This window comes from Desulfurobacterium thermolithotrophum DSM 11699 (assembly GCF_000191045.1).
Taxonomy (GTDB): domain Bacteria; phylum Aquificota; class Aquificia; order Desulfurobacteriales; family Desulfurobacteriaceae; genus Desulfurobacterium; species Desulfurobacterium thermolithotrophum.
Genome location: NC_015185.1, coordinates 532219 through 558671, shown reverse-complemented (window position 1 = coordinate 558671; position 26453 = coordinate 532219). Strand labels below are relative to the sequence as shown.

At 34.8% G+C, this 26453-nt stretch carries 25 protein-coding genes, 1 tRNA gene and 1 other RNA gene; 13 read left to right on the top strand and 14 right to left on the bottom strand.

Features of this window, described 5'->3' with window-relative positions; all coding sequences use genetic code 11:
• The first annotated feature begins 27 nt into the window (after positions 1–27).
• From DESTER_RS02845 to DESTER_RS02835, 3 genes are read left to right on the top strand one after another with little or no spacing between them, the layout of a single operon-like run.
• Entirely contained in the window at positions 28–789 is a 762-nt protein-coding gene (locus tag DESTER_RS02845) for a motility protein A (RefSeq protein WP_013638157.1), read from the top strand.
• Positions 789–1490, top strand: coding sequence for an OmpA/MotB family protein (locus DESTER_RS02840; protein WP_013638156.1), 702 nt, complete (start codon positions 789–791; stop codon positions 1488–1490). Before DESTER_RS02845 ends, DESTER_RS02840 begins: the two co-directional genes overlap by 1 nt.
• Positions 1491–1502: 12 nt before the next feature.
• Positions 1503–2270, top strand: a complete 768-nt coding sequence (locus DESTER_RS02835) for an OmpA/MotB family protein (protein WP_013638155.1) — start codon at positions 1503–1505, stop codon at positions 2268–2270.
• Here DESTER_RS02835 and DESTER_RS02830 read toward each other — a convergent pair.
• The 6 genes from DESTER_RS02830 to DESTER_RS02805 are packed head-to-tail and all read right to left on the bottom strand — an operon-like array spanning position 2251 to position 9293.
• On the bottom strand, positions 2251–3219 hold the full coding sequence (locus tag DESTER_RS02830; protein WP_013638154.1) for a sigma-70 family RNA polymerase sigma factor: 969 nt from the start codon (positions 3217–3219) through the stop codon (positions 2251–2253). The two genes, DESTER_RS02835 and DESTER_RS02830, sit on opposite strands and share 20 nt — an antisense overlap.
• Positions 3220–3230: 11 nt before the next feature.
• The gene (locus DESTER_RS02825; RefSeq protein WP_013638153.1) at positions 3231–4679 is read right to left on the bottom strand and encodes a DegQ family serine endoprotease; all 1449 of its coding nucleotides are present in this window, start codon (positions 4677–4679) and stop codon (positions 3231–3233) included.
• Positions 4680–4696: 17 nt separating this feature from the next.
• Complete coding sequence (locus tag DESTER_RS02820) at positions 4697–5599, bottom strand: C40 family peptidase (RefSeq protein ID WP_013638152.1); 903 nt, start codon at positions 5597–5599, stop codon at positions 4697–4699.
• Complete coding sequence (gene secA / locus DESTER_RS02815; RefSeq protein ID WP_013638151.1) at positions 5589–8165, bottom strand: preprotein translocase subunit SecA; 2577 nt, start codon at positions 8163–8165, stop codon at positions 5589–5591. Before secA ends, DESTER_RS02820 begins: the two co-directional genes overlap by 11 nt.
• A gap of 60 nt (positions 8166–8225) precedes the next feature.
• Positions 8226–8498: a hypothetical protein gene (locus DESTER_RS02810; RefSeq protein WP_013638150.1), complete on the bottom strand. Its 273-nt coding sequence runs from the start codon at positions 8496–8498 to the stop codon at positions 8226–8228.
• 24 nt (positions 8499–8522) lie between these two features.
• Positions 8523–9293, bottom strand: a complete 771-nt coding sequence (locus DESTER_RS02805; protein WP_013638149.1) for an MBL fold metallo-hydrolase — start codon at positions 9291–9293, stop codon at positions 8523–8525.
• Positions 9294–9334: 41 nt separating this feature from the next.
• On the opposite strand from DESTER_RS02805, the gene DESTER_RS02800 reads away from it, so the two are divergent.
• Both DESTER_RS02800 and DESTER_RS02795 read left to right on the top strand, forming a co-directional pair.
• On the top strand, positions 9335–10069 hold the full coding sequence (locus DESTER_RS02800; RefSeq protein ID WP_013638148.1) for a coiled-coil domain-containing protein: 735 nt from the start codon (positions 9335–9337) through the stop codon (positions 10067–10069).
• Entirely contained in the window at positions 10066–11121 is a 1056-nt protein-coding gene (locus DESTER_RS02795; protein ID WP_013638147.1) for a KamA family radical SAM protein, read from the top strand. Before DESTER_RS02800 ends, DESTER_RS02795 begins: the two co-directional genes overlap by 4 nt.
• On the opposite strand, the gene ffs is transcribed toward DESTER_RS02795, so the two are convergent.
• The 3 genes from ffs to polX all read right to left on the bottom strand — a co-directional run bounded on the left by ffs (position 11120) and on the right by polX (position 13117).
• Positions 11120–11217, bottom strand: an RNA gene (ffs, locus tag DESTER_RS07945) — signal recognition particle sRNA small type. The genes DESTER_RS02795 and ffs overlap by 2 nt on opposite strands.
• Positions 11218–11245: 28 nt before the next feature.
• Positions 11246–11340, bottom strand: a tRNA-Ser gene (locus DESTER_RS02790).
• Positions 11341–11392: 52 nt separating this feature from the next.
• Entirely contained in the window at positions 11393–13117 is a 1725-nt protein-coding gene (gene polX, locus DESTER_RS02785) for a DNA polymerase/3'-5' exonuclease PolX (protein ID WP_013638146.1), read from the bottom strand.
• A gap of 50 nt (positions 13118–13167) precedes the next feature.
• Here polX and DESTER_RS02780 point away from each other — a divergent pair, with 50 nt between their 5' ends.
• The 8 genes from DESTER_RS02780 (at position 13168) to DESTER_RS02745 (ending at position 20761) form a co-directional block, all read left to right on the top strand.
• The gene (locus DESTER_RS02780) at positions 13168–13569 is read left to right on the top strand and encodes a PaaI family thioesterase (protein ID WP_013638145.1); all 402 of its coding nucleotides are present in this window, start codon (positions 13168–13170) and stop codon (positions 13567–13569) included.
• Complete coding sequence (locus DESTER_RS02775; protein WP_013638144.1) at positions 13566–14669, top strand: hypothetical protein; 1104 nt, start codon at positions 13566–13568, stop codon at positions 14667–14669. The genes DESTER_RS02780 and DESTER_RS02775 overlap by 4 nt, the downstream gene beginning before the upstream one ends.
• Positions 14659–15345 carry a YggS family pyridoxal phosphate-dependent enzyme gene (locus DESTER_RS02770; protein ID WP_013638143.1) on the top strand — a complete coding sequence of 229 codons (687 nt, stop codon included), beginning with the start codon at positions 14659–14661 and terminating at the stop codon, positions 15343–15345. Before DESTER_RS02775 ends, DESTER_RS02770 begins: the two co-directional genes overlap by 11 nt.
• A 17-nt stretch (positions 15346–15362) precedes the next feature.
• Positions 15363–16367 (top strand): 3-dehydroquinate synthase II, encoded by a 1005-nt coding sequence (locus DESTER_RS02765; protein ID WP_013638142.1) that lies wholly within the window; start codon positions 15363–15365, stop codon positions 16365–16367.
• A gap of 14 nt (positions 16368–16381) precedes the next feature.
• Positions 16382–16693, top strand: a complete 312-nt coding sequence (locus DESTER_RS02760) for a hypothetical protein (protein WP_013638141.1) — start codon at positions 16382–16384, stop codon at positions 16691–16693.
• Entirely contained in the window at positions 16690–17634 is a 945-nt protein-coding gene (gene rfaD, locus DESTER_RS02755) for an ADP-glyceromanno-heptose 6-epimerase (protein ID WP_013638140.1), read from the top strand. The genes DESTER_RS02760 and rfaD overlap by 4 nt, the downstream gene beginning before the upstream one ends.
• 197 nt (positions 17635–17831) lie before the next feature.
• Entirely contained in the window at positions 17832–18203 is a 372-nt protein-coding gene (locus DESTER_RS02750) for a MerR family transcriptional regulator (RefSeq protein WP_013638139.1), read from the top strand.
• A gap of 23 nt (positions 18204–18226) precedes the next feature.
• On the top strand, positions 18227–20761 hold the full coding sequence (locus DESTER_RS02745) for an ATP-dependent Clp protease ATP-binding subunit (RefSeq protein WP_013638138.1): 2535 nt from the start codon (positions 18227–18229) through the stop codon (positions 20759–20761).
• A 33-nt stretch (positions 20762–20794) separates the two neighbouring features.
• On the opposite strand, the gene DESTER_RS02740 is transcribed toward DESTER_RS02745, so the two are convergent.
• From DESTER_RS02740 to DESTER_RS02720, 5 genes are read right to left on the bottom strand one after another with little or no spacing between them, the layout of a single operon-like run.
• The gene (locus DESTER_RS02740; protein WP_013638137.1) at positions 20795–22018 is read right to left on the bottom strand and encodes an EAL domain-containing protein; all 1224 of its coding nucleotides are present in this window, start codon (positions 22016–22018) and stop codon (positions 20795–20797) included.
• A complete protein-coding gene (gene trpB / locus DESTER_RS02735; RefSeq protein WP_013638136.1) occupies positions 22012–23220 on the bottom strand; it encodes a tryptophan synthase subunit beta in 1209 nt (402 codons plus the stop codon). Before trpB ends, DESTER_RS02740 begins: the two co-directional genes overlap by 7 nt.
• A gap of 12 nt (positions 23221–23232) precedes the next feature.
• The gene (locus DESTER_RS02730; RefSeq protein ID WP_013638135.1) at positions 23233–24027 is read right to left on the bottom strand and encodes a GltB/FmdC/FwdC-like GXGXG domain-containing protein; all 795 of its coding nucleotides are present in this window, start codon (positions 24025–24027) and stop codon (positions 23233–23235) included.
• 12 nt (positions 24028–24039) lie between these two features.
• On the bottom strand, positions 24040–25161 hold the full coding sequence (locus tag DESTER_RS02725; RefSeq protein ID WP_013638134.1) for a class II glutamine amidotransferase: 1122 nt from the start codon (positions 25159–25161) through the stop codon (positions 24040–24042).
• On the bottom strand, positions 25158–26450 hold the full coding sequence (locus DESTER_RS02720) for an NAD(P)/FAD-dependent oxidoreductase (protein WP_013638133.1): 1293 nt from the start codon (positions 26448–26450) through the stop codon (positions 25158–25160). Before DESTER_RS02720 ends, DESTER_RS02725 begins: the two co-directional genes overlap by 4 nt.
• Between the last annotated feature and the right edge of the window lie 3 nt (positions 26451–26453).

Below are 26453 nucleotides of genomic sequence, written 5' to 3'. Positions count from 1 at the left end.
TATAAAAAGGAGAAAGAGAGGAATTAAATGGATATAGCAACTCTTATAGGAATAGCAGGTGCTTTCTTACTTATAATCATTTCTATTGTCATTGGTGGTAGTCCTGGAGCTTTCATTAACGTACCTTCATTACTTATCACCGTAGGTGGCGGTATTGCTGCCGGAATGGCAGGATTTCCTCTTGGAGAGTTTATTAACGGTTTTAAAGCAATCTTAAAGGCTATTAATCCAGGAATGCCTAATCCGATTGAAACTATTGATTTTCTTACGGATGTAGCAAAGAAAGCAAGAAAAGAAGGAATATTAGCCCTTGAATCAGACATTGATGCTTTTTATGGAAGGGATTCATTTTTTGGAGACGTTATGAGAATGCTTATTGATGGGCTTGAAATAGAAGAAATTAAAAGTACAGCAGAAAGCTCAATGGCTCAGATTGAACAAAAATTATCCACGGAAGTTGCTGTTTGGGAAACTTTAGGAGACCTCTTTCCAGCTTTTGGTATGATAGGAACTCTCATTGGTTTAATTCAAATGCTTCAAAACTTAAGTGATCCTTCTGCTCTTGGTCCTGGTATGGCTGTTGCTATGATTACAACGCTTTATGGAGCTATACTGGCAAACGTACTTTGTATACCTGTTGCTAAAAAATTAAAATATTACAAGGATTTAAGACTTCTTTATTTAGAAGCTTACCTTCTTACTGCTGAAGCAATAGAAAAAGGATTGAATCCTAACCTTTTAAAACAAAAACTTGCTGGATTACTAGGAGTAGAAATTAAAGAGGGATAATGGCAAGAAAGAAAAAGGAGGAGTGTAAAGCTCCTCCAGCATGGCTTACTAGTTTTGGTGACTTAATGTCTCTTCTTTTAACATTTTTTATTCTTCTTTATTCAATGAGTACTATTTCTTTAGAAAAATTTTATCAAGCTATAAAAGGAATTATTCAAGCGTTTGGTGGACACTATGTTATACATGAAGAGAGAGTTATCCAAGGAAAAAGAATTCCTTTAGATTTTCCCGATATGTATCCTAAGATGAAGACTCGCAGAGCGATAGAACAAAAATTACAAGAAATTCATCAAATGCTCAAGAAAATGGGAGTAAAATCAGAAATAGCAAAATATGGAACAAGTATCAGATTGAGAATTAATACTGATAAATTGTTCCCTCCAGGAAGTGAAAAACCTTACAAAGAAACAATACCTCTAATAATGGAAATGTGTAAAAAATTAAAGGAATTGGAACTTCCAATAACTATAGAAGGTCATACAGACAATGTTCCAATACGTTCAAAAATTTTTCCATCTAATTGGGAACTTTCTGCTGCTAGAGCTGTATCCGTTTTAAGACTTTTTATACAATGTGGTTATGATCCTAGAAAATTATCGGCTGCAGGTTGTGGTCCTTATAGACCTATAGCTCCAAATACAACTCCTGAAGGAAGAGCAAAAAACAGGAGAATAGAAATTGTTATCCATTTACCAGGGTGATGGATAGAGAAAATGGCAAGAAAAAAGAAAGAAGAGTGTAAAACAGCTCCAGCGTGGCTTACTAGTTTTAGTGACTTAATGTCTCTTCTTTTAACTTTTTTCATTTTACTTTATTCTATGAGTACTTTAGATGTAACAAAAGCTATAAAATTTCTATCTTATTTTCAAGGAGAAAAAGCAAAGAGCTTTGAACATATATCGGTTGTTAAGCCTATAAAAATTTATACTACTGATCTAGCTAAAAAAATAAAGAAAATAATAAAAAGAATACTTCCTGCTTATGGATATCAAATTGTTGTGACTCAAGAGTATGTTCTTCTGAGACTATTTAATAAAGTCCTTTTTAAACCAAATTCGTTAGAGTTAACTCCTAAAGCAAAAGAAGCTCTTGATAAAGTAGCAGAAATAATAAAAAAGCTTCCAGGAAATTATCAAGTTAGAATAGAAGGACATACAAGTATTGAAGAACCGACAAAGTACTTACCCTATATTCATGATGATTGGGATTTGTCAATCAGGAGAGCTACAACTGTTGCAAAGTATTTGGTTTCAAGGGGAGTAAACCCTAAAAAGATTATAGCTGTTGGATACGGAAATACACGACCACTTTATACCTGGAAAAATCCCATACTACAAGCAAGAAATAGAAGAGTTGAAATTTACTTAGAAATTGCAAAGAATAAAGAAGAAAAAGAAAATAAGCAAGAAATAAAAAAAGAGGAGAAAATACCAAAAACAGTAGAAAAGAATAGACAATCCTCTAATTCAGAAAAACGTTAAGCTTTTTTCTTAAGGCATATTCTTTCATCTTTTTCTTTGCTCTTGTTTCCAATTGCCTAACTCTTTCACGGCTAATGCCAAGTTTTTCACCAATTTCTCTAAGAGTCTTAGGTTCATTTCCGTCAAGACCAAATCTCATTATGATTATTTTCTTTTCCTGAGGAGTAAGCTGTTCAAGCATTTCCTGTATACTCTGCTTTAGCTCTTCCTGTACCACTTTTTCCTCTACTTCTGCAGTTCCTTCTCCTTTCAAGAAGTCTTTAAACGTTGTGTCTTCTTCATCTCCTATGGGAGTATCAAGAGAAAGGGGTACTTGACAAACAGTTAAAAGTCGTTCTATTTCTTTTGGTTCCATTCCTACATATTCTGCAAGTTCTTCTGTTGTAGGTTCTCTGCCAAGTTTTTTTAGGAGCTCTCCATAAGAACGGGTAATTTTATTAACAAGAACAGCCTGTTTAACAGGAATTTTTACTGCTCCTGTTTGTTGAGCGAGAGCTTGCATAATAGATTGTCTAATCCACCAAACTGCATAAGAAATGAACTTTACACCTTTGTCTGGATCAAACCTTCTTGCTGCTTCAATTAGTCCTAATATTCCTTCTGCAATAAGATCGTGGAGAGGAAGTCCACAACCTAAATACTTCTTTGCCACGCTAACTACAAATCTCAAGTTTGACTCTACAAGTTTCTTTAATGCTTCTTTATCACCAGCTTTGGCCCTTTTAGCATATTCTATTTCCTCTTCTCGTGAAAGAAGAGGAATCTTTGATATTGACTTTAAAAAAGCATCAAGAGAGTCTTTATCCGGAACAAAAGACTCAATAAGCGATGGATCAATCTGCTGGTTAAATAGGTCTACTTCAGACGGTAAAGATTCGTCTATAGCATCAATAGGATTATCCAGTTCAAAGTTTTCTTCATCTTCAAAGAAAAAACCTTTCTCCTCCATATTCTTACTCCTTATTCTTCAGAGGTTAAAACGAGGAAAATTACATTTTCTCCTCTTACTACTTTAAGAAGTACACCAGAACCATTTGCTTTCTTTATAATAGAAAGTAAATCGTCCACACTTCTCATTATTTCCATACTTCTTGGAGTTGTTCCTGCTTTAACAATAACATCTCCTTCTTTAAGTCCTGCATCATCTGCAGGAGAACCTGGTTTGACTGTAGTAACAATTAAACCGTCTTTTATCCATTTAGGAATTCCAATTCTTTTCTTTAACTCTGGGGTAAGTTTTTGAACGGAAAATCCATACTTTGAAAGTAAGTTTTCCATTGCTACCTGTTTTGAACCCGGCATTTCTCCAATTTTTATAGTAAGAACTTTCTTTTGACCGTCTCTTATTATCTTTACCTTCACTTTCTCGCCAGGTTTTGTGTTAATAACCTTAAGTTGAAGATCAGAAACATTCTTCACGGGTTTTCCGTTGAACTCAACTATTATATCTCCACTCCTAAGGCCTCCTTTTTCTGCAGGACTATCTTTTACAACTTTTGTAACAAGAACTCCTTTCTTAACTCCAAACTTTTTAGCGATTTCTGGTGAAAGATCTTCGATGTATACACCTAACCATCCTCTTATGACTTTTCCATATTTTAGTAAGTCATTCATAACTTTTTGTGCAATATTAATAGGCACAGCAAAGCCAAGACCTTGAGCATTTCTAACAATTGCTGTGTTTATTCCAATTACTTTTCCGTGGATATCACAAAGTGGACCACCACTATTACCAGGATTGATTGCTGCATCTGTCTGAATGAAGTTTTCAATTGGATTTAAACCAAGACCATGTCTTCCTTTTGCAGAAACAATTCCATGTGTAACTGTCCAGTTAAGACCATAGGGATTCCCAACTGCTATAACAAACTCTCCTACCTTTATATTATCAGAATCTCCAAGTTCAACGGTTGGAACTTTCTTATTTCCTATTTTAATCTTAATAAGAGCTATATCAGTTTTTGGATCTTTTCCAACAACTTTAGCTTTGTAAATCGAACCATCACTCAATTTTACTTTTATCTTTGTTGCCTTATCGATAACGTGGTTGTTAGTAAGGATATAGGCCCAACCATTTTTTACTTTCACAATAAAACCTGATCCTAAAGATTTAGTCTTAAATTCGTCAGGCATATTGTCAAAAGGAAATGGAATGCCAAAGTGGAAGAAAAAGTCTCTGAATTCAGGAGGAATTGGTGGATGCTTAAATTTTACTTCTGATACAGTACTAATGTTGACTACAGCAGGTTTTACCTTTTCAGCAACACTTTCAAAAACTTTTTCCAAGGACTCTACAACATTGTAATCTTGAGGGGTTGGTTTAACCTCTTGTCCAAAGGAAGGAAGAGAGAATAAAAATGTAGCGGTTAAAGACAAAGTTACGCCTTTTAGAAGCTGTCTTGTGTTCATCGCACACCTCCTTTTATTTAGTTACCGTTTGCAAGAACTATTTTTTTAACAAGTTTTTCACTTAAAATTCTTTTTGCCCCAATGTAGCGCTTTCTAAAGTAACGACTATCAAGAGAAGATATAGCAAGTCCATGATACATTGACGAAAAATGTACAAATTTACCGTTTCCAATGTATATACCTACATGAGATGGAAATCTTGCATATGTTCTAAAAAAAACAAGATCTCCCACTTTTAATTCCTCTTTTAAAACAGGAACTCCAACGTTAAACTGAGCTCGAGCAGTTCTTGGTAGATTAATCCCTAACTTCCTATAAACATACATAGTAAATGAGGAACAATCAAGTCCATATTTTGGATTACCTCCACCAAAAACGTAAGGGGTATTTTTGAGATTTTTAAAAACTTTTGCAAGTACCTTTAAGAGAGCACTTTTATATTCTGGATCTTCCAAAATGGAAAGATTCCAGTTATCATACGGAACATCAAGAGGAGTAGAAAGTGCATCAGCTAAGCGTTCACCTTCTTCTAATACAACAGTAGTTATGGGGTATATTTCATTTCCTGCTTTGACCATACTATTAGAAACTGTGTTATCTGCTTTTTTTTCAAGAAAAGTTATAGTTTCTAAGCTTTTTTTGGGTTTAAATCTCCTACCCGGAACTATAAGCTTTTGACCAGGACGTATGATATTACTCCTTAAACCATTAAGTCTTTTTATTTTTCTAATAGTTGTTTTAAACTTCTTTGCAATTGTATAAAGAGAATCGCCTCTTTTAACCGTATAGATGTCTCCATATGCTTGAGAAGCAAACAGCATCAAACTAAGTAAAACTATAGAAAACTTCTTCACCTTTTCTTCTCCTAAAACCTTGACATCTATTTTATCACAAGGAATGAACAGCTCCTTATGATTCATTTATTTGGCTCTGTACGTATCTGTAGTAATTAAAGAGACCGTCTACCGTTCCATTCTGTATATTGGAGATGAGCTCTTCAAAGAGCTGGAAAGCTTCCTTTTTAAATTCTACGATTGGATCTCTTTGACCGTAACCTCGCCAGCCTATACTTTCTTTAATATGGTCAAGTGCTAATAGGTGTTGTCTCCAGTAATGATCAAGAGTTTGAAGCATAATCATTCTCTCTATTTCTCTAAGCTGTCCCTCTCCGACTAATTTTTCCATTTTTTCGTACTCTTTTACAAGTCTATCATATATAAGCTTTACAAGTTTTTCTCTATCGTCGTGAGCATCTTCAATAGACAAGTTCATCAGTTCATCATAAGTAGACGGAATGTTAAACTCAAAACCAAATCTTGCTTCAAGAGCTTTCTTTAAAGCACTTAAATCCCACTCATCTGGCAATACATTAACAGGTGCATAGTTTTCAACCATTTCTTTGGCAACTTCTTCCATAAAGTAGAGGATATCTTCCTTAAAGTCTTCTCCCTCAAGAACTTTATTTCTCTGATCGTAGATAACTTTTCTTTGAACGTTGTAAACTTCATCGTACTCTAATAGTCTCTTTCTTATCTGGAAGTTTTGCTGTTCAACTCTTCTTTGTGCATTCTCTAAAGCTTTTGAAACCATTTTATGAGTAATAGGTTCATCATCTGGAACATTCATCATTTCCATCATTTTCTTGATTCTATCCGAACCAAATAACCTTAAAAGATTATCTTCAAGAGATAAAAAGAACCTTGATTCTCCAGGATCACCCTGTCTTCCTGCACGACCCCTAAGCTGGTTGTCTATACGTCTTGATTCGTTTCTTTCTGTACCAATTATGTAAAGGCCTCCAAGTGCTTTTACTTTCTCTTTTTCTTCTTCGGTTATTTTTTTGTATCTTTCAAAAGTTTCTTTGTATATTTCCTGATACTTTTCCTCTCCTACTTTTTCTGGAGTAATTCCTTTCTTTTCTAATTCTTTTTTTGCTAAGAATTCAGGATTTCCACCAAGAAGAATGTCTGTACCGCGACCTGCCATATTTGTAGCAATTGTTACTGCTCCAAGCCTTCCAGCCTGGGCAACAATTTCGGCTTCTCTTTCATGATGCTTAGCATTCAAAACTTGATGAGGAATACCTTTTTTCTTTAAAAGTCTTGAAAGATACTCAGATGCTTCAATTGAATTTGTTCCTACAAGTACAGGTCTTCCTTTTTTGTAGTTTTCTTCAATTTCTTTTACGACAGCATTATACTTTGCTTTCATAGTTTTAAATATCAAATCAGGATGGTCTTTTCTTATCACAGGTTTGTTTGTAGGTATAACTACAACATCAAGACCATAAATTTCCTTAAGCTCAGCAGCTTCTGTCTCAGCAGTACCGGTCATTCCAGCAAGTTTTTTATAGAGTCTGAAGTAATTTTGGAGCGTGATTGTTGCAAGAGTTTGGTTTTCAGCCTCTATCTTAACTCCTTCTTTTGCTTCAACAGCTTGGTGAAGCCCATCGCTCCAGCGTCTTCCAGGCATTATTCTTCCTGTAAATTCGTCAACTATAACTACCTTTCCATCTTTCACAACATAATCAACATCTTTTTTGAAGAGATGGTGAGCTCTTAAAGATTGAATAATCGCGTGAAGAAGGTCTGAAAATTTGGGATCATAGAGATTAAAGTCTTTAATCCCTGTCATACTTGAAACTATTTTTTCTACTTCTCTAATTCCTTCATCCGTTAATACAGCTGTTTTTGTCTTTTCATCAACTTCGAAATGCTTGTCCTTTTTAAGTTGTCTCACAATAGCATCTGCAATGTAGTAAACATCAACGTTTTCTTCGGAAGGTCCGGATATAATTAAAGGAGTTCTTGCTTCATCAATAAGAATAGAATCTGCTTCGTCAACGATGGCAAAAAAGAGCTCTCTTTGAACTTTTTCATCTTTTGAAAATGCCATATTATCTCTTAAGTAATCAAAACCAAACTCACTGTTAGTTCCATAAGTTATATCTCTTGAATACATTTCTTTTCTTTGCTCTTTTTCCATATTATTTTGGAGATATCCAACTGAAAGTCCTAAGTAGTTATAAACTGGTCCCATCCATTCAGCATCTCTTTTTGCTAAATAGTCGTTTACAGTCACAACATGAACACCTTTTCCTGCAAGAGCATTAAGATAGACAGGAAGTGTAGCAACAAGTGTTTTACCTTCTCCTGTTCTCATTTCAGCAATCTTTCCTTGGTGAAGGACCATTCCACCAATTAATTGAACATCGTAATGGCGCATTCCAAGTGTTCTTTTAGCTGCTTCTCTTACTGCAGCAAAAGCTTCAGGAAGGATTTTGTCCATGTATTTAAACTTTTCTTTATCATCTTCAATTTTTGATATTTCCTCTTTCCACTTAGTAGTTAATGCTCTTAGGTCTTCTTTTGATTTTTTTTCAAATTCTGGTTCTAAAGCATTTATCTTTTCAACTATTGGTTTTAATTTCTTTATTTCCCTTTCGTTTTTACTTCCAAAAATCTTAGTTAGTATAGCATTAAGCATTAATTCCTCCTTTTAAAGTCTTGAAAATTTCTTGTTAGCTATATTTACTTAAAGAAAACTTTAAACGATTGGAGATGCACGAGGAGGGAAGGAAACAAATCGGAAGTCAATTCTCGTACTATATTCGACCTGTTCTTTAAAAGATTCTTTTTGATTGCAAATTTTTACTTGTTCTGTTTTTTCCTCTTCTCTTTTTTGAGAAATATTTAAAGCGTAATGATCGCTATAGTGGTACTCTACTTGATGATGAAAGGAAATACTCCCTACTTCCGAGTAACCGTAGACAAAAGCAGTTATAAAGAATATTCCAACAACTAATTTTTTCAGTTTCATAACCGAAGATTATCAAAAATTTCTTTAAATTTCAAAAGTTAAGCTACTGCCTGGCTCTATAATCACTACTTTATCTTGCAAATTACAAATATAACTGTAAGTTTTCAGCCTTTCAACGGCTTTTTCCTTCTTCAGGTAAAAAGGAAATAGATGCCATGTCCCAAAGTGTATGGGTATTAGATAATTAGCTTTTAAAATTTTAAAACCTTTAACTGCTTCTTCAGGTGTTTGATGAAACTTTCTAAAAGGAAAAGGCATAAAACCACCTATAGGGAGCATTGCAAAATCTATATGAGGAGTTTTCTCTAGAATTTCTTCATAGAAAGAACAGGAAAAGGTGGTGTCTCCTGCAAAGTAGAATCTTAAGCCATCTACTTCAAAGACAAATCCACCGACACCTGTATCCGGATGAAGAAGGTTTCTTCCTTTATTGTGAAGAGCAGGAGTCTTTATAATTTTGGTTCCTTTAATTAGCGTTGATTCGAAATCTTTTAGTTCAATAACTTTGTGTCCAGTTCTTATTACTTTTTTACAATTTTCTGGAGTTACAACAATAAAGTTTCCGTTTAACTTCTTTAATGTTTTAAGATCAAGATGGTCATAGTGAGCATGAGAAATAAGAACTAAATCAGGAGAAACCTCTTCTGGAGAAACTGGAGGAGGTAAAATTCTTTTAATGCCTCCCGCAGAACTTGTAAGGAAGGGATCTGTAAGTATTGTTAAATTTTCCTTCTTTACGAGAAAGGTAGAATGCCCTAAATTTCTTATCAGTAATTTTTTCTTATCCTTTTTCATTTCAATTTAGTTTATACCATACTATTCCTGGAGTTAGACCGATGAAAAAAGGGTTTAGAGATATAGAAGAGTATTTCCTTCAGGCTGAAGCAAGACGTGTTCAGGAAAAGACAAAGAAAGTTGTTCCTCAAAGAAATAGAGAAAATCTTATTAATCAGATAAAGAATCTTAATGAAAAACTTAAAGGAAAAGATAAGAAGATAAAGGAACTTTTCAGAGAGATAACTGAACTCAGAAACCAAATAAGAGAACTTAAAAAAGAAAAGGAGGCTTTTGAATCTCAGACTAAAGAGATTGAAAGATTAGATGAATATAAGAGGAAAATAGAATCTCTAACTCAAGAATTAGCTCAACTTAAGGGAGAATTAGCAGAAAAGAATAAAAAGATAGAATCTTTAAAAACAGCAGATGTTCCAAAGCCTAGAGTTGAATTGTTTATAGAAGTAGCTCTTAACTCCTTATCATCTCTTGTAACTGGAAGAAACGATTTTAAAGTCCTTTTTTCTAGAAGATTCAGAAAAGATTTAGTAAAAGAAGTTTCTGTAAGACCCTTTCTTTTTGAAAGTTTTATCTCTGCACTGTCAAGGATTGATACAACCTCAAGGCTTTTAAAAAGAGATAAAAAAGATATTTACCGTATAAGAGTTACTTCTCCTTATGGAGAGTTTAGAGCTATCTATACAAAAATAGCTCCAGATACAATTAAGCTTCAAAGGTTTGGTCCAAGAGAAACTATCTACGAAGAGCTCAATAGCTCTAAATGGAGTCTTGATTGAAGGAATGGCTAAAGGAGCTCCAAAATTTAGTTAGAAATATTGAAAGTATAGAAAAGTTTTTTCCTTTAACAGATGAAGAAAAGGAAAGTTTTAAAAAGGTTACTTCCATTTATCCTTTTCTCTCTACTCCTTACTATCTTTCTCTTGCAGTTAAAAGTTGTGCAATAAAAAGAATGATTTTTCCTAACATAATGGAAATTAGTGAAGCTATTCAGTCGAAAGGAGAAGAAGATCCATTAAGTGAAGAAAGAGATAAAAAAACTCTACACCTTACTCATAGGTATCCAGATAGAGTGCTCGTTGTTACTACAAATTTCTGTCCTACTCTTTGCCGATTCTGTATGAGAAAGAGAAATTGGAAGAAAAAGACCTTTTTTATTAGTGATACTGAAATAGAAAATGCACTTAACTATATAAGGAAAAACGAAAATATCAGAGATGTTCTCATTTCAGGAGGCGATCCTTTATTCTTACCAATTGAGAGGTTAAAGAAACTTCTTTTTGGTTTGAAAGCTATTGACCACGTCGAAGTTGTAAGAGTAGGAACAAGAGCTCCTGTAACTTTACCTCATAGACTTCTTGACGATGATTTACTCGAAGTTTTAGAAAAGGCAGAAAAAGTTTGGGTGAATACTCACTTCAATCATCCTGATGAAATTACTGAACTTTCAAAAGAAGCTGTAAAGAATCTTCTAAAAGCCGGAATACCTGTAAATAATCAGACAGTTCTTTTAAAGGGAATTAATGATTCTGCAGATATTTTAGAAAAACTATTTAGAAATCTTCAAAAAATAAAAGTAAGACCTTACTATCTCTTTCACTGTGATCCTGTAAAGGGGGTAATGCACTTTTCTACTTCTATAACAAAAGGAATAAAAATCTTAGAAAAACTTTTTAAGAGAATTTCTCCCTTTGCTATACCTTACTATGCAGTAGATGGACCAGGAGGAAAAGGAAAAGTTCAAATACTTCCAGATAGATATAAAAAGGAAGGGAATTTTTACATCTTCAGAAGTTTTAATGGCGAAACATTTAAAATGTCAGATATGTAAAGGCCAGACCCTTACCACACACACCCTTCAGGCTTACCGTTGCTCCCTTCCGGGCCTGGCGGGGTTCACCTTCCGGGTGTTGTGGAGGACCCGGCCAATCACTTTTGCCTGTTTAATGAACTAATGGCGGAGGGGGCGGGATTCGAACCCGCGGTACCCCTTGTGGGGGTACACACGATTTCCAGTCGTGCCCCTTCAGCCAGACTCGGGCACCCCTCCATGCGAAAGTTAAATATAGTCATCAAAGTCAGAATGACAATGTTTTCCCTAATTATTTAGTTCCAAATTTCCTTCTTTTTTCCTTTAGAAATTTTTGGAGATCTTTCAGATTTTTCGTATTTATGACATCTTCTTTTCTAACCCATCCTCTTCTTGCTGTTCCAACTCCAAGTTTTATCATCCACATGTGATCAACGTGGTGTGAATCTGTGCTTATTACAAGCTTTACTCCAAATTTAACTGCCAATCGACAGTGAATATCTTTTAAATCCAAACGATTGTAGTAAGCATTAACTTCAAGCGCTGTTCCAGTTTCAGCAGCTTTTTTCATTATGGCTTCAATATCAAGAGGATATCCTTCTCTTTGTCCTATAAGTCTTCCTGTTGGATGAGCTATTGCATTAACATAAGGATTTTCCATTGCCTTTATTATTCTTTCTGTATTATCTTGAGTAAATCGAGAGTGAATAGCCGCAACAACAAAATCTAGTTGAGATAAAATTTCGTTATCATAGTCAAGACTTCCATCAGGGAGAATATCTACTTCCATTCCTTTAAGGATTCTTATTTTTCCTTTAAATTTTTCATTCAACTTATCTATCTCTTCATTTCTTCTTAAAACATCTTCTTCTGAAAGGCCATTGGCAACTTTTAAGGATTTTGAATGATCGGTTATGGCTATGTACTTATAGCCCATTTTTAAAGCCTTTAGTGCTATCTCTTCAATAGTCGAAACCCCATCTGACCAGTTTGAGTGAATATGAAGGTCTCCTTTTATGTCTTTGTAGTCAATGAGATTGGGTAACTTGTGTTCTAAAGCTGCTTCGATTTCTCCTGTATCTTCTCTTATCTCAGGAGGAGGAGTTTCCATTCCAAGAGCTTTATATATTTCCTCCTCAGTTTTTCCGGCTATTTTTTCTTCTTCTTTAAACAATCCATATTCGTTAAGTTTATATCCTTGCTTAAGACAAATAGTTCTTAAGTGAATATTGTGAGCTTTTGAGCCTGTAAAGTACTGAAGAGCAGCACCGTAAGACTCTGGTTCAGTAACCCTTAAATCGACTTGCTCTCCTTCTTCAACAATTACTGTTGCTTTCTTTGTTCCTTTCCATAAAACTTCTTTTATATTTGGAAGATTTACAAAAGCCTCGATAATTTCAAGGTTCTTTCCAGTTGCAAGAATGTCTATATCTCCAACAGTTTCTTTCATTCTTCTTGTTGAACCAGCAACTGAAATTCTCTCTACAGCCGAATGTTCTTTAAGCAAATTAATTATTCTATCTGCAATGAAAACTGCTACTCCTAAGAGAATTCTTCCACCATTTTTTTCAAGGAGCTCTATTCCTTTTTTTATCTTTTCTACTTTTTTAAGTCCAAATCCCGGAAGTTTTAAAAGTTCTCCCTTTTCAATAGCCCTTTTAAGGTCTTCAACGCTTCTTATTCCCAAGGTTTCATAAAGAAGCTTGACTGTTTTTGGGCCTACTCCCGGAATATCTAAAAGAGAGAAAATAGTGTCAGGTACTTGTTGTTTCAATTTTTCAAATTCTTCTATTTTTCCAGTTTTAAGAAACTCTATTATCTTGGCCTGGAGTTTCTGTCCTATTCCCGGAAGTTCCAAAAGTTTTCCTTCTCTTGCTAAAATTTCTATGTCTTCTGATAAATCTCTAATTAATCTTGCTGCATTTCTATAAGCTCTAATGTGATAAGGATTATCTTCTTTGAATTCGAGTATGTCAGCCCATTCATCAAATAGATTTGCAAGTTCTTTATTTTTCACTTTTTTCTCCTTGAGATTAAATTCTATATAATTTTATCGTCATGAAAGAGATGGAACTTAGAAGAGACAATTATTGTTTTGTATGTGGAAAGGAAAATCCAAAAGGAATGCATCTAAGCTTTCATAGAGAAAATGGCAAAGTAAAAGCCCGTTTTTCTCTTGAAAAGTACTACCAAGGATATGATAATGTAATTCACGGAGGAATTATTTCTCTCATCTTAGATGAGGCTATGGCTTATCTTCAAAACTACGAAGAAAGATTTCTTACAGGAAAAATAACTGTTAAGTTTTATAATCCTCTTTTAGCTGGCCAAGAAGTTATCGTCATTGCTGAAGTCAAGGAAGAAAAGAAGAAAATAAAGATAACAAAAGCAGAAATGGTAAGGGTTTCGGATGGAAAAAAAATTGCCGAAGCAGAAGCAATAATGTTTGTAAAAAGGGAGACTAAATGAATCGTTTGATAATTTCTTTAATTTTTCTCCTAATTCCTCTAACTTCAGGAGCTCAAGAAGTAAAAGTTTTAACTGATGCAGTTTCTCTTAGGAATCTTCCCGAAGGAGAAATTGTTAAGACCATTAATGGTGGTGAAACAAGATTTCTCTTTAACAAGTACTCTTTTTGGGGTAAGTTAAGTAAGGGATGGGTAAATCTTGATTATGTTGACTATACTCTTCCAGACTATGTAACAACAGGACACGTTAAACTTAAAATTGCGGTTGTAACTTCTCCCTGCGAAGCAGAAACAGATAATGGCTCTATTTTTTTAGAAGAAAACAGCGTTATACTACTTGGAACAGAGAAAGAAGATAAAGTTTTTGGCTGGTACAAAAAAACGCCTGTTGCCGTAAAGAAGGAAAATGTTTATGTAGAAGACGTTACCTTCAATATTGCTTCTTTGAATAAAGCTTTAAAAATTTACTCTGATTATGGAAAAACTTTTGAGTTTTTACCTGGAGAAGTTATTCTTATTGACAATAACAATAGAGTCCTTTATAAAGACCATTTATGGAACACAGTAGAATTTGAAATGCTCAAGTCCAAAGAGGTTGATATTTCTTCCTTAGAAGAAGAAATCAATCATTTAATAGACATATTTAATGGTGCCAAGTATTCTGCTCCAATTTCTGAAAGAATTGGTTACTATGCCAAACTCTTACCTGTTGATTATTCTTCTTTTAAAGTTTTGAAAACTCCTCAGGGAGTAGGGTTAAAAGTAAAACTCAAATATCAATTTTTCTATCGAGATGGGAAACCAGTAGAAGGAAGAAAAACAAGACTTATCTTGAAAAAGTCTAATTTCAATTTTTGGAAAACAATTTCTGATATGTGTTTTGAGTCAGGAGTAAATAAATTTGTTGAAATTGAGGTATATAGATTTAATGGAGAAGGAGGTTTTTCAAAGGAAGGTTTCATAGCTTCAAGCTACCACTATTACAAAGAGGGAAAACTTAAAACACTTGAAGACTTTATTAACTATTCTGAGTCAGAATTCAGCGATGACCTTTGGTTCTTTGCAGATGAAGTTTATGAGAGGCTTGAAAATGGGAATTAGAGAAAACGTTAAAAGAATAAAAGAACGTATAGAAAAGGCCTGTGAAAGAGCAAAGAGAAATCCAGACGAAGTTTTTATTCTCGCAGCTTCAAAAACAAGAGCTCCCGAAGAAATAAGAAAGGCCTTTGAAGCAGGAATTAAATTGTTTGGTGAAAATAGAGTTCAAGAAGCAAGGGAGAAAATACCTCTTTTATCAGACATTCCGATTGAATGGCATATGATTGGACATCTCCAAAAGAATAAGGTCAAGTATGCTGTAAACCTTTTTAAGGTTATTGAATCTGTTGATTCTAAGGAACTTGCAGATGAATTGGAAAAAAGACTTTCTAAGATTGGAAAAAAACTAGAAGTTTTTATAGAAGTAAAACTTTCTCCTGAAGAAACTAAGCATGGTTGTTCTCCTAATGAAGTTGAGGAACTTGCAAGATACGTGTTAGAACTAAAACATTTAGATCTAAAAGGATTAATGACTGTTCCTCCCTATTTTGAAGATGTAGAACTTGTAAGACCTTACTTTAGAAGATTAAGAAAAATAAGAGATAGATTAGAAGACTCTCTTGGAATGAAAATTCCTCACCTTTCAATGGGAATGTCTCACGACTTTGAAGTAGCAGTAGAAGAAGGAGCTACAATTGTTAGAATTGGAACCGCTATTTTTGGTCCAAGAAACTACTAAAAATTATTGGAGGAGTTATGGCTAAAGAGCTTATTATTCATGTAAAAGATGCTAATAACAAGAAAGTTGTTACAGCAGCTTTAGAATCTGGTGTTTTTGCACTTTTACTTGATAAACCTGAAAGCAAAAAAGTTAAACAACTTGCCAAGGTTAAGACAATAGCTCCTGATGGAGATTACAAACTTGGCGATGAGTTTATTATAGTTGAAATAAAAGGGAAAGAAGACGAGGAAAGAGCGGCACAGCTTTTGAAGCAAGGAAAAAACGTTATAGTAAAGACAACCGACTGGACTATTATTCCTCTTGAAAACCTTCTTGCTCAAGGTGACAACGTTTATGCCTGGGTAAGAAACGCGGAAGAGGCAAAGACTGCTATTACTATTTTAGAAAAAGGAGTAAAAGGTGTTGTGCTTGACACTGAAGATGTAAACGAAATTAAAGCTGCAGGGGAAGCTGTAAATCTTGCAGGTGAAAATGTTAAGCTAGAAATTGCAAAAATAAAAAAAGTAAAACCCTTAGGAATGTGTGATAGAGTTTGTATAGATACCTGTTCGAATATGACAAGGGGAGAAGGAGCTCTTGTTGGTAATTCATCAGCTGGAATGTTCCTTGTTCACGCAGAAACTGAATCAAACCCATACGTTGCGGCAAGACCTTTTAGAGTTAATGCTGGTGCCGTTCATATGTATGTAAGGCTTCCAAACGGTAGAACCAAATATCTTTCAGAAATTGAAAGCGGTGATGAGATTCTCATTTATAACTATAAAGGCGAGGGCAGAGTTGCTTACGTAGGTAGAGCAAAAGTAGAAAGAAGGCCCATGCTTCTTATAGAAGCTGAAACAAAAGATGGAAAAAAAGTTGCTGGAATCTTGCAAAACGCTGAAACAATTAGATTAACTGCTCCAGATGGTACTCCTATTTCAGTAGTAGATTTAAAAGAAGGAGATGAAGTTTTAGTTTATACAGAAGATCCTGGAAGACACTTTGGTATGAAGGTAAGAGAAACGATAGTGGAAAAGTAAGGTGGGGGAACATTATGGCTGAAAATTTTTTCAGAGAATTAATGACTGATGCACTTGCAAAATCTCCGGAAGAACTTTCAAAAGTTTTGGGAGAGCCTTCTAAGATATGTGACATTTTTGTTCAAAGAATATACAAGGACGAAAGTCTTCAAAAATTTGTATGGGGGGTTTCTGTAGTAATATTTGAAGGAGACGAACTTGTTGAATCTTCCACGTATGCAACCTTTCATAGATGGAACTTAGCGAAAAAATATGCAAAAGCTCTTGTAGATTTCTTCAAGCAAAAAGGTTACGAAACCTATTTAAAAGGAGAATTAGGAGAATGAAAGCATTAGTTACCGGCGGAGCAGGATTTATAGGTTCTAATCTCGCATTAGAGCTCCAGAAAAGATACAAAGATATAGAAGTTTTCGTTCTTGATGACTTTTCTTCTGGTCATTTTAAAAACTTAATCGGATTTGAAGGAGAAATCATAACTGGTTCAATTACAGAACCCGAAACCATAGAAAAACTTAGAAAATATGGATTTGATGTTATCTTTCATCAAGCAGCAAACGCCAATACAACAGATACAAACCAGCGAAAAATGATGGAAGCTAACTACGAAGCTTTTAAAGACTTATTGGAAATTGCTAGAGAAAGCAAAGCAAAAGTTATTTATGCTTCATCTGCAGCAGTTTATGGAAACGGTCCAGCTCCAATGAAAGTTAATCAAGAATTACTACCCGAAAACATTTACGGTTTTTCAAAATACGCTATGGATATGCTTGCCTATAAGTTTATGAAGGAAAATCCAACGATATCCGTTGTTGGTCTTAGATACTTTAACGTTTACGGTCCAAGAGAAACTTACAAAGGTAAAATGGCAAGTATGGTTCTTCAATTAACCGTTCAAATAATGAAGGGGAAAAGGCCAAGACTTTTCAAGTGGGGAGAACAAAAAAGGGACTTTGTTTATGTAATGGATTGTATAGAAGCAAACATAAAAAGCTTTGAAGCAAATAAAAGCGGAATTGTAAATATCGGAACAGGAAAGGCAAGAAGTTTTAATGAAATCGTTGATGTAATAAGAAGAACGCTAAACGTAGATGTTGAAATTGAATATTTTGATAATCCTTACGATTTCTATCAAAACTATACAGAAGCTGATCTTACAGAAACAAAGGAAATATTAAACTGGTATCCAGGAACACAAATAGAAGAAGGAATTCCTGCTTACATAAAGTGGATTAAAGAGAATGTAAATATTAACAAGTTACCTTACTAATTTTTCTTTTTGCTTCCCTTTCTTAAAGGAGGATAGTTCCTCCTTATTTCCTTTTTTTTAGAAATCAAGACACTATCAAGTAGCATTTAGAGGAGTTTTATACTATCTTTGTATTTAGCTTAAAAAGTTATTTTAATATAGTTGACAAGATTATTGAATATAACTAAATTAAAATTTAAGGATTAAGGAGGGTGGCAGTGATTGATAAAGATACGCCAGTTTATATGATTAGTATCGTTGCTAAAATTGCTGGTGTTCATCCTCAAACTCTTAGGTTTTATGAAAATGAAGGACTTATAAAACCTTCAAGGACTGAGGGGAGAACCAGACTTTACTCTGAAAGAGATCTTGTTAGAGTTAAAAGAATAGTTTCTCTTACAAGAGAAAGAGGAGTTAATGTTGCAGGTACTCATTTAATACTCAAACTTGAAGATGATCTTGAAAAACTTTTTACTGCACTTGCACAGCAACTTGATGATAGTGCAAGAAGTATGCTCATAACACTACTTAAAGAATTACGGTTTGAGGAGCTTGATACAGAAAAGCTCCTTGATATTCTTAAAAAATAAATCCAATAAAGAAGGAGGGAAAAATGAACATCTGGGATGTTTTAAGTGGAAGAGCAAAGGATGCAATTCTTCTTTCTCAGGAAATTGCAAGACAACTTGGGGAAAGATATGTAGATACAGAACATCTTTTGCTTGCAATGGTTGAACTTCCAGGTTCACCTATACTTGACATATTTACGTTAGCAGGTTTTGATCCTGTAAGAGCTAAAAGATTTTTAAGAGAGCAAGTTGATAGAGTTGGAAGACTTGGACTTCCTTCAAGCTATACAGGGTACGATGAAATCTACATTACACCTACAATGAAAAAAGTTTTTGATGCAGCAATAGATATTGCCCGTCAGATGAAAGCAAGAAATGTTGATCTTGAGCACCTATTTCTAGCATTTTATGAAGTGCCTGAAAGTATGGCTTATAGGATTCTTCTCAAGGCTGGACTTGAAAAAGAAGAAGCATGGAATGCTGTTAAAAAGTACAGAGAAGGCAGAAAGAAACTTTCAAGAGAAATAAGAGGAAGAGCCGGAAGAGGCGGAAAACAAGTTCCTGAAATCTTGAGGAAGTTTGGAATTGATCTTACAGGTCTTGCAGAAGAAGGTAAACTTGACCCTGTTATTGATAGGGAAAATGAAATTAAAAGGGTTATTCAAATACTTTCTAGAAGAACTAAGAATAACCCTGTGCTTGTTGGTCCAGCAGGTGTTGGTAAAACAGCAATTGTTGAAGGTGTTGCTCAAAGAATTGCAAACGGTGAAGTTCCTGATGAATTAAAAGACAAGAGAATTGTTGCTCTTGATATGGCTTCTCTTGTTGCTGGTACAAAGTACCGTGGTGAATTCGAAGAAAGACTAAAACAGGTTCTTGATGCAGTTAAAGAGGAAGGAAACATCATTCTCTTTATTGATGAACTTCACACTGTTGTTGGGGCAGGTGCGGCAGAAGGTTCAATGGATGCTGCAAACATTATGAAACCTGCTCTTGCAAGAGGTGAATTCAGAGTTATTGGTGCTACAACGGTTGACGAGTTTAGAAAGTACATTGAAAAAGATCCAGCACTTGAAAGAAGATTTGCTCCTGTATGGGTAGAAGAACCAAGTATAGAAAGTGCTATTAAGATGCTCAAAGGCTTAAAACCTAAGCTTGAAGAACACCACAAAGTAAAAATTACAGACGATGCGATTGAAGCTGCAGTTAAACTTTCTAAAAAGTACATTCAAGGTAGGTACTTACCAGATAAAGCTATAGATGTTCTTGACGAAGCATGTGCGAGGAAAAAGATAGAAGCCACCTACATGTCTCCTGAACTTGCTGAACTTAAAGAAAAGCTACATGCTTTAAGAGCAGAACTTGATGAAGCTGTTAAGAACGAGGAGTTTGACAAAGCTGCTAAGCTAAAGAAAGAAATTAAGGATATTGAAACAAAGATTAAAGAACTTGAAGAAAAACAGGAGAAGATGAAAGAAGAAGGTGAAAATGTTCCAGTTGTAACGGCTGAAGACATTGCTGAAGTAATTTCCGAAATGACTGGAATTCCAGCATCTAAGCTTCAAGAGGAAGAAATTCAGAAACTTCTCAAGATGGAGGAAGAGCTCCATAAAAGAGTTATCGGTCAAGAAAGAGCTATTAAAGCAATTTCTGAAGCTATTAGACGTGCAAGAGCAGGACTTCAGCCACCAAATAGACCTCTTGGTTCATTCCTATTCCTTGGACCAACGGGAGTTGGTAAAACTGAACTAGCAAAAACTCTTGCTGAATATCTCTTTGGGGATGAAACTGCAATTATTAGACTTGATATGTCTGAGTATATGGAAAAGCACGCAGTTTCTAAACTCATTGGTGCACCTCCAGGATACGTTGGCTATGAAGAGGGCGGACAACTTACAGAAGCAGTTAGACGTAAGCCTTACAGTGTAATCTTACTTGATGAGATTGAAAAAGCGCATCCAGACGTGTTTAACATCTTGCTACAAATTCTTGATGATGGAAGGCTTACGGATGCAAAAGGTAGAACTGTTGACTTTAGCAATACAGTGATAATCATGACATCCAACGTAGGTTCTGAATATCTAATGAATCTTTCTAAAGAAGAGTTTGAAAAGAGATATGACGAGATTAAAGAGCAGATAATGAACGAACTTAAAAAGAGATTCAGACCTGAATTTCTTAATAGAATTGATGAAATAATCATCTTCCATCCACTTTCTGAAGAAGAGATCAAGCAAATCGTTGACCTTCTAATTACAAAGCTCAACAAGAGACTGGAAGATAGAGGAATTAAAATCGTTCTTACAGAAGAAGCAAAATCTGCACTTGCTAAGAAGGGTTATGTTCCAGAGTTTGGAGCAAGACCTCTAAGAAGAACCATACAAAGAGACATTGAAACACCGTTATCTGTAAAAATACTAGAAGGTACAGTAAAGGATGGAGATAAAGTTAAGATCGACTACGACAAAGAAAAAGGTGAATTCACTTTTGAAGTAGAAAGGGAAATTCCTCCAAAACAGGCTGAGATAAAAACTGCAGAAGATTCTGACGAGAAGGAAGAAGACGAAAAGAAAGAATAACTAAAAGAGGGTGCTCTGCACCCTCTTTCTATTTTAACTTAAATTAATTTTTACTTTTTGAGGCTCAGGTGCTGGCTTTCCAATAAACCAACCCTGACCAAGTGAAACTCCAATGTCTTTCATTATTCTGTAAGTCTCTTCATCCTCTATAAATTCTGCCAATGTTCTAATTCTAAAAATTCTTCCTATATCAACAATAGATTTTACAATCGCTAGATCTTTAACGTCTTTCTTTGCATTCTTTATAAAGTCTCCATCTACTTTCAAGACATCTACAGGAAACTTTTTTAAGTACACAAAATTTGAGTAACCTGCTCCAAAATCATCTACTGCAATACCAACGTGAAATTCTTTGAACATTCGAAATATACTTTTTGCTACTTCTTCTTGTATTAACTTTTGAGATTCTGTTATTTCGAGAGTTATATTCTCTAAGTTAATGGAATAAGTTTTTGCAATTTGAAATATATTATTTAGTTCTTTGACGAAATATTTCATTGAAATGTTAAAAAAAAGCTTGTATTCTTTATTTAAATATTTGATAGCCTTTAGAAATAACTGTTTATCTATTTCAGGCGTTAAAGAAAAGGTATCTGCTATACTAAAAACATAATCTCCCTTCAAAAGTTCATTTTTATAAAATATCCTTGCTAAAACTTCATATCCAAATATTTCACCTGTTCTTAGTGATACAATAGGTTGAAAGTAGGGTTTAACACTGTTATCTCTTATAGCTTCTATAAGTTTTTTTCTAATATCTTTCATCTTTTGAAAATCTCTTATTCGTGACTTTTCATCAATAAATATTGTGTTTTTTCCACTTTCCTTTGCTAAAAAAAGAGAATTTTCTGCTTTAGAGAAAACTTCTAAAGGATGTTTTCCTTTACTAGTTCCTGCACTAACAGTAATTGCTATTAATTCATTTCTTTTTTTAAAAAGCATTCGATTTATATGTTTATAAAAAATTTCCTTAATTCTTATTAATGGAATGTCATCAAACAATGCTATTGAAAATTCATTAGAATCTGTCCTTGCTATAAAAATTTCAGAAAAGTAAGTTTGAAAAACTTCCTTAATACGATTTCCACAAGCTTTTAGTATACTATCTCCTACATCATAACCATAGGATAAATTTACAAATTTGAAGTCATCTATATCAAAGATGACAATAATTATTTCTCTATTATCATTTGATTTCTTTCCCAATAAATCAAAGAAAGCCTTTCTTGAAAAAAGACCTGTTATTTCGTCTACCATAAGCGAAGATCTTCTCTTTCTTCAAGTATTTCTCTAACTTGATTAACGTCTTTATCTCCACGTCCTGAAAGGTTAATAACTACAAGTTGATCTTTTAAGTCTTCCTTATGTTTTATCACCCAGGCAATTGCATGGGAGCTTTCAAGGGCTGGAATAATTCCTTCTGTTCTTGAAAGAATCTGAAAAGCTTCAAGAGCTTCATCGTCAGTTACTGCATAATATTCTGCTCTTTTTATATCCTTTAAAAGAGAGTGTTCAGGACCAACTCCAGGATAATCAAGACCTGCAGAAACTGAGTGAGTAGGAGTAACTTGTCCATCTTCGGTTTGAAGAAGATAGGATTTAGCACCGTGGAGAATTCCTACTGTTCCCTTGCACAGGGTTGCAGCGTGTTTATCTGTGTCAAGGCCGTATCCACCAGCTTCAACGCCGATAAGTTTTACAGATTCATCTTCAATGAACGGATAGAAAATTCCTATTGCGTTACTTCCTCCACCGACACAGGCAACAATGGTGTCTGGTAATCTTCCCTCAGCTTCTAATATTTGCTCTTTTGCTTCTCTTCCAATAACAGATTGGAAATCTCTAACCATTTCAGGATAAGGATGAGGACCAACTGCTGAACCGATTATATAGTGAGTAGTCCTTACGTTTGTTACCCAATCTCTTGTTGCTTCGTTTACAGCATCTTTTAAAGTCCTGCTACCGCTTTTTACAACTTCTACCTTAGCACCAAGAAGTTCCATTCTAAAAACGTTTAGAGCCTGTCTCCTTACGTCCTCTTCTCCCATGTAGACAACACACTCTAAACCTAAAAACGCACAGGCAGTAGCCGTTGCAACTCCATGCTGCCCAGCTCCTGTTTCGGCAATTATTTTCTTTTTACCCATACGTTTTGCAAGAAGTGCCTGACCTAAGGCATTATTTATCTTGTGAGCTCCTGTATGATTCAAATCTTCTCTCTTTAAATAAACTTTAATTCCATTTCCAAGATATTGCGAAAATCTTTTGGCATATTGCAAAGGTGTAGGACGTCCAACGTATTCTTTAAGTAGCTTATTGAACTCTTCTTGGAATGATGAATCGTTCTTGATTTTGTAATAGTTTTCCTCGAGTTCTGAAAGAGCTGCCATCAAAGTTTCAGGAACGAATTTTCCACCGTATATTCCAAATTTCCCCTTACTATCTGGATAGTTATACAAAGTTTAACCTCCCTATTTAATAACTCCACTTGCAATACCCCACCTGTGAGCATACATCCTTCCATAAGGTCTTGCACTAACAGGAACAATTTTTACAAATGGCTCAGATAGTATTTCATCAACTGAAATATTAAAGGCTTCAGAAAAGCCTTTGAGCTCTTCTCTTAAAATCTTCATATCCTCTTCATTTACTTCAAAAACCTTAACTTCCTTACCTAAGTACCTTTGCGGAACTTCTCCTCTTACGTACATAACTCCGCCGTGCATTCCAGTTGCACAATAGTCTCCTACTATATCTTCTCCCGGTTTTTTATCTAATCCAAGAAGAATTAGTCTTCCACCAGCCATATATTCACCGAAAAAGTTACCTGCCTTACCTCCAACTATAAAAGTTGGGATTAAATCTTTGTAACCCTTCATATGAATTCCAACCCTATAGCCGACATCTCCCTCTATGTAAATCTTTCCTCCCCTCATTCCATATCCACAAACATCTCCTGCATGACCTCTAACTATAATCTTTCCAGCCATCATGGTATTTCCAACACCATCTTGAGCATTTCCCAAAACTTCTATTTCAGGACCATAAAGGAATATTCCAAGATCGTTTCCAGCAATACCATGAATGTCAATTTTTACATTTCCCCTTATACCCGTTCCAATGTATCTTTGACCGTAAACTTCTTTGAGAATAATTTTCTGAGCTCCTTTTTTTACGAGCTCTTTAATCTTTTTATTTACCTCTTTATAATGTGCAGTCCCACATATAACTTCATATATCCCTTCTGAAACTTGTCTCACTTCCATTTTCAGCTCCTTTTATGCAGGATAGCAGACGTCTTCTTCTTTACAGTCTTTCATTAGGGCTATTACAGGTTCTCCAGCCTTTGGCATCCATACCTTTTCAGGTTCTTTACAGACAACTCTTATTGCAGATTCTTCACTTGCCATATAAACTGTATCTCCATTAACAGCAGCAACAAAAGGTCTTAGTTTAATTCTGTCATTGAATCCAATAACTCCATCCTTAAAGGCAAAAAGCATTGCAAATGGGCCATTGAGCATTGCTGGAGCGTAAACAGTCCTTATCATTTTAGCCATTTCGTAAAGCTTTTCCTTTTCAAGTTCTTTGTAACGATTAATATCTTTCCAAAAAGGAGCAGCCATAGCCATAAAAACAGCCCTTATTGGGAGCCTATGTTTTCTAAATAAAAGGTCAAATAGATATGCACCAACTTCTGTATCTGTTAAAAGAGTACACTTATAACCGAACATCTCAATGTATCTCTTGTTAGTTCCATAAGAAGTAATTTCTCCATTGTGAACAATTGCCCAATCAAGGAGTGTAAATGGGTGAGCTCCTCCCCACCATCCGGGAGTATTTGTAGGAAAACGAGTATGAGCAAGCCATATATAACCTTCGTACTCCTTTATCTCAAAGAAATCACCTATTTCATCAGGATGGCCTACTCCTTTAAAAGCTCCCATATTCTTTCCGCTTGAGATAACATATGCTCCTTTTACTTTATCATTAATTGTCATTACAACTCTTACTACCATATCCTCTTCTGTTTCAAGAGGAAGTATGGCATCTTTTTTAGGCTCCACAAAGTATCTATAGAAAATGGGAGGTTTCGTCTTTTTATATAGAGAAGGAACATTTTTTGTAGGTATTATTTCACTTTTAACAATCTTAAAAAATTTATTCAAAACAGCATTAACTTCTGACTCAACATCTATATCATCGAGCATTACATGAAAAGCATAGTACTCTGCCATTTCCGGATATATTCCATAAGCTGCATAACCTGCACCCATTCCGTTTCCACGTTCTTTCATGGACGTAATTGAGTCATATATGTATTTACCAGATATTTTTTTTCTATTTCTATTAACTATTCCTGCAAGGCCACAGCCCGACATCTCGCATCTTTCAATCATTCTACAGGCCTCCAGTCCTTATATCCTGTTTTATCTTTCTCCAGTTTTTCTCTTCTCCAATCTCTTGGAAGGTCAACAAGACCAAAGTCAAGAGAAATAAGTCTATCTTTGATATTAGAAACATCTATCTTTTGTCTTATGAGATTGGTTAGAATTCCAACTCTATCTATTTCTCCAATTGCAACAAATCCTACAAGCTTTCCATCTTTCAAGATTGCCTTTCTATAGTATCCTTTCTTATCAAATTTGTCGTTAACTAAAACCTCATAGCTATCATCGGGAGGTTCAACGATTCCGGCATTTAGAACAGGTTTGTCTAAGAACTTGAGGGAATTAAGAGGTAATCCGCCTAAGTACTCTATCTCTTTTCCTGCCATATTAAGACCTGCAATAAGTCCTTGTTCAAATGCTAATGGAAAGAGAGGTAGATTTTTTCTTATTCCGTCGGTAATGTCTTTACACTCTACACAATCTCCTGCAGCAAAAATATCAGGTATATTTGTTTTCATAAAGTCATCTGTGATTATTCCTCTGTTTACTCTAATTCCCGCTGCCTTTGCAAGTTCAACATTAGGCCTTACACCTATAGCAATGACAACAGCCTCTGTTTTTAGAACCTCTCCACTTTTTAGTCTAACACTGTTTACTTTCTCTTCCCCTAAAATCTCTTCAACAGTATCGTTAAATTTAAATTGAACTCCTTTTTCTCTTAACATCTTTTCTACTATTTCTGAACCTCTCTTATCAAGAGCTTTTCCTAAAACCCTATCAAGGAGTTCAACGACAACAACTTCCTTTTCAATTTCTCTTAAGTAGTAAGCAACCTCAAGGCCTATAAATCCAGAACCAATAACTACAATTCTCTCTACGCTGTTTTTCTCAAGATATTCCTTCATTTTCTTAGCACTATTTAATTCAGTAAAGGTAAAAACTCCCTCTTTTTCACTTCCAGGAATAGGTGGAACAAAAGGAACAGCACCAGTTGAAATTAAAAGCTTATCGTAAAGTACAGTTTCCTTAGATTCTAAAACCACAAGTTTATTTTCTGTGTCTATATTAACAGCTTTAGAGCCAAGCATTAATCTAACATTGTTCTTTTTAAAGAAATCTTCACCTCTGTAAAGGAGCTTTTCTTCAGAATAGTCTATTAAAACATCTGCAATCATAGGTTTTGAGTAACATCTATCTTCGTAGGAAATAACAACTATTTCACCTTCTTTATCAACTTTTCTAATTCCTGTTATACATCCAACTGCTGCTGCACTGTTTCCTATTATCACGTATCTCATTCT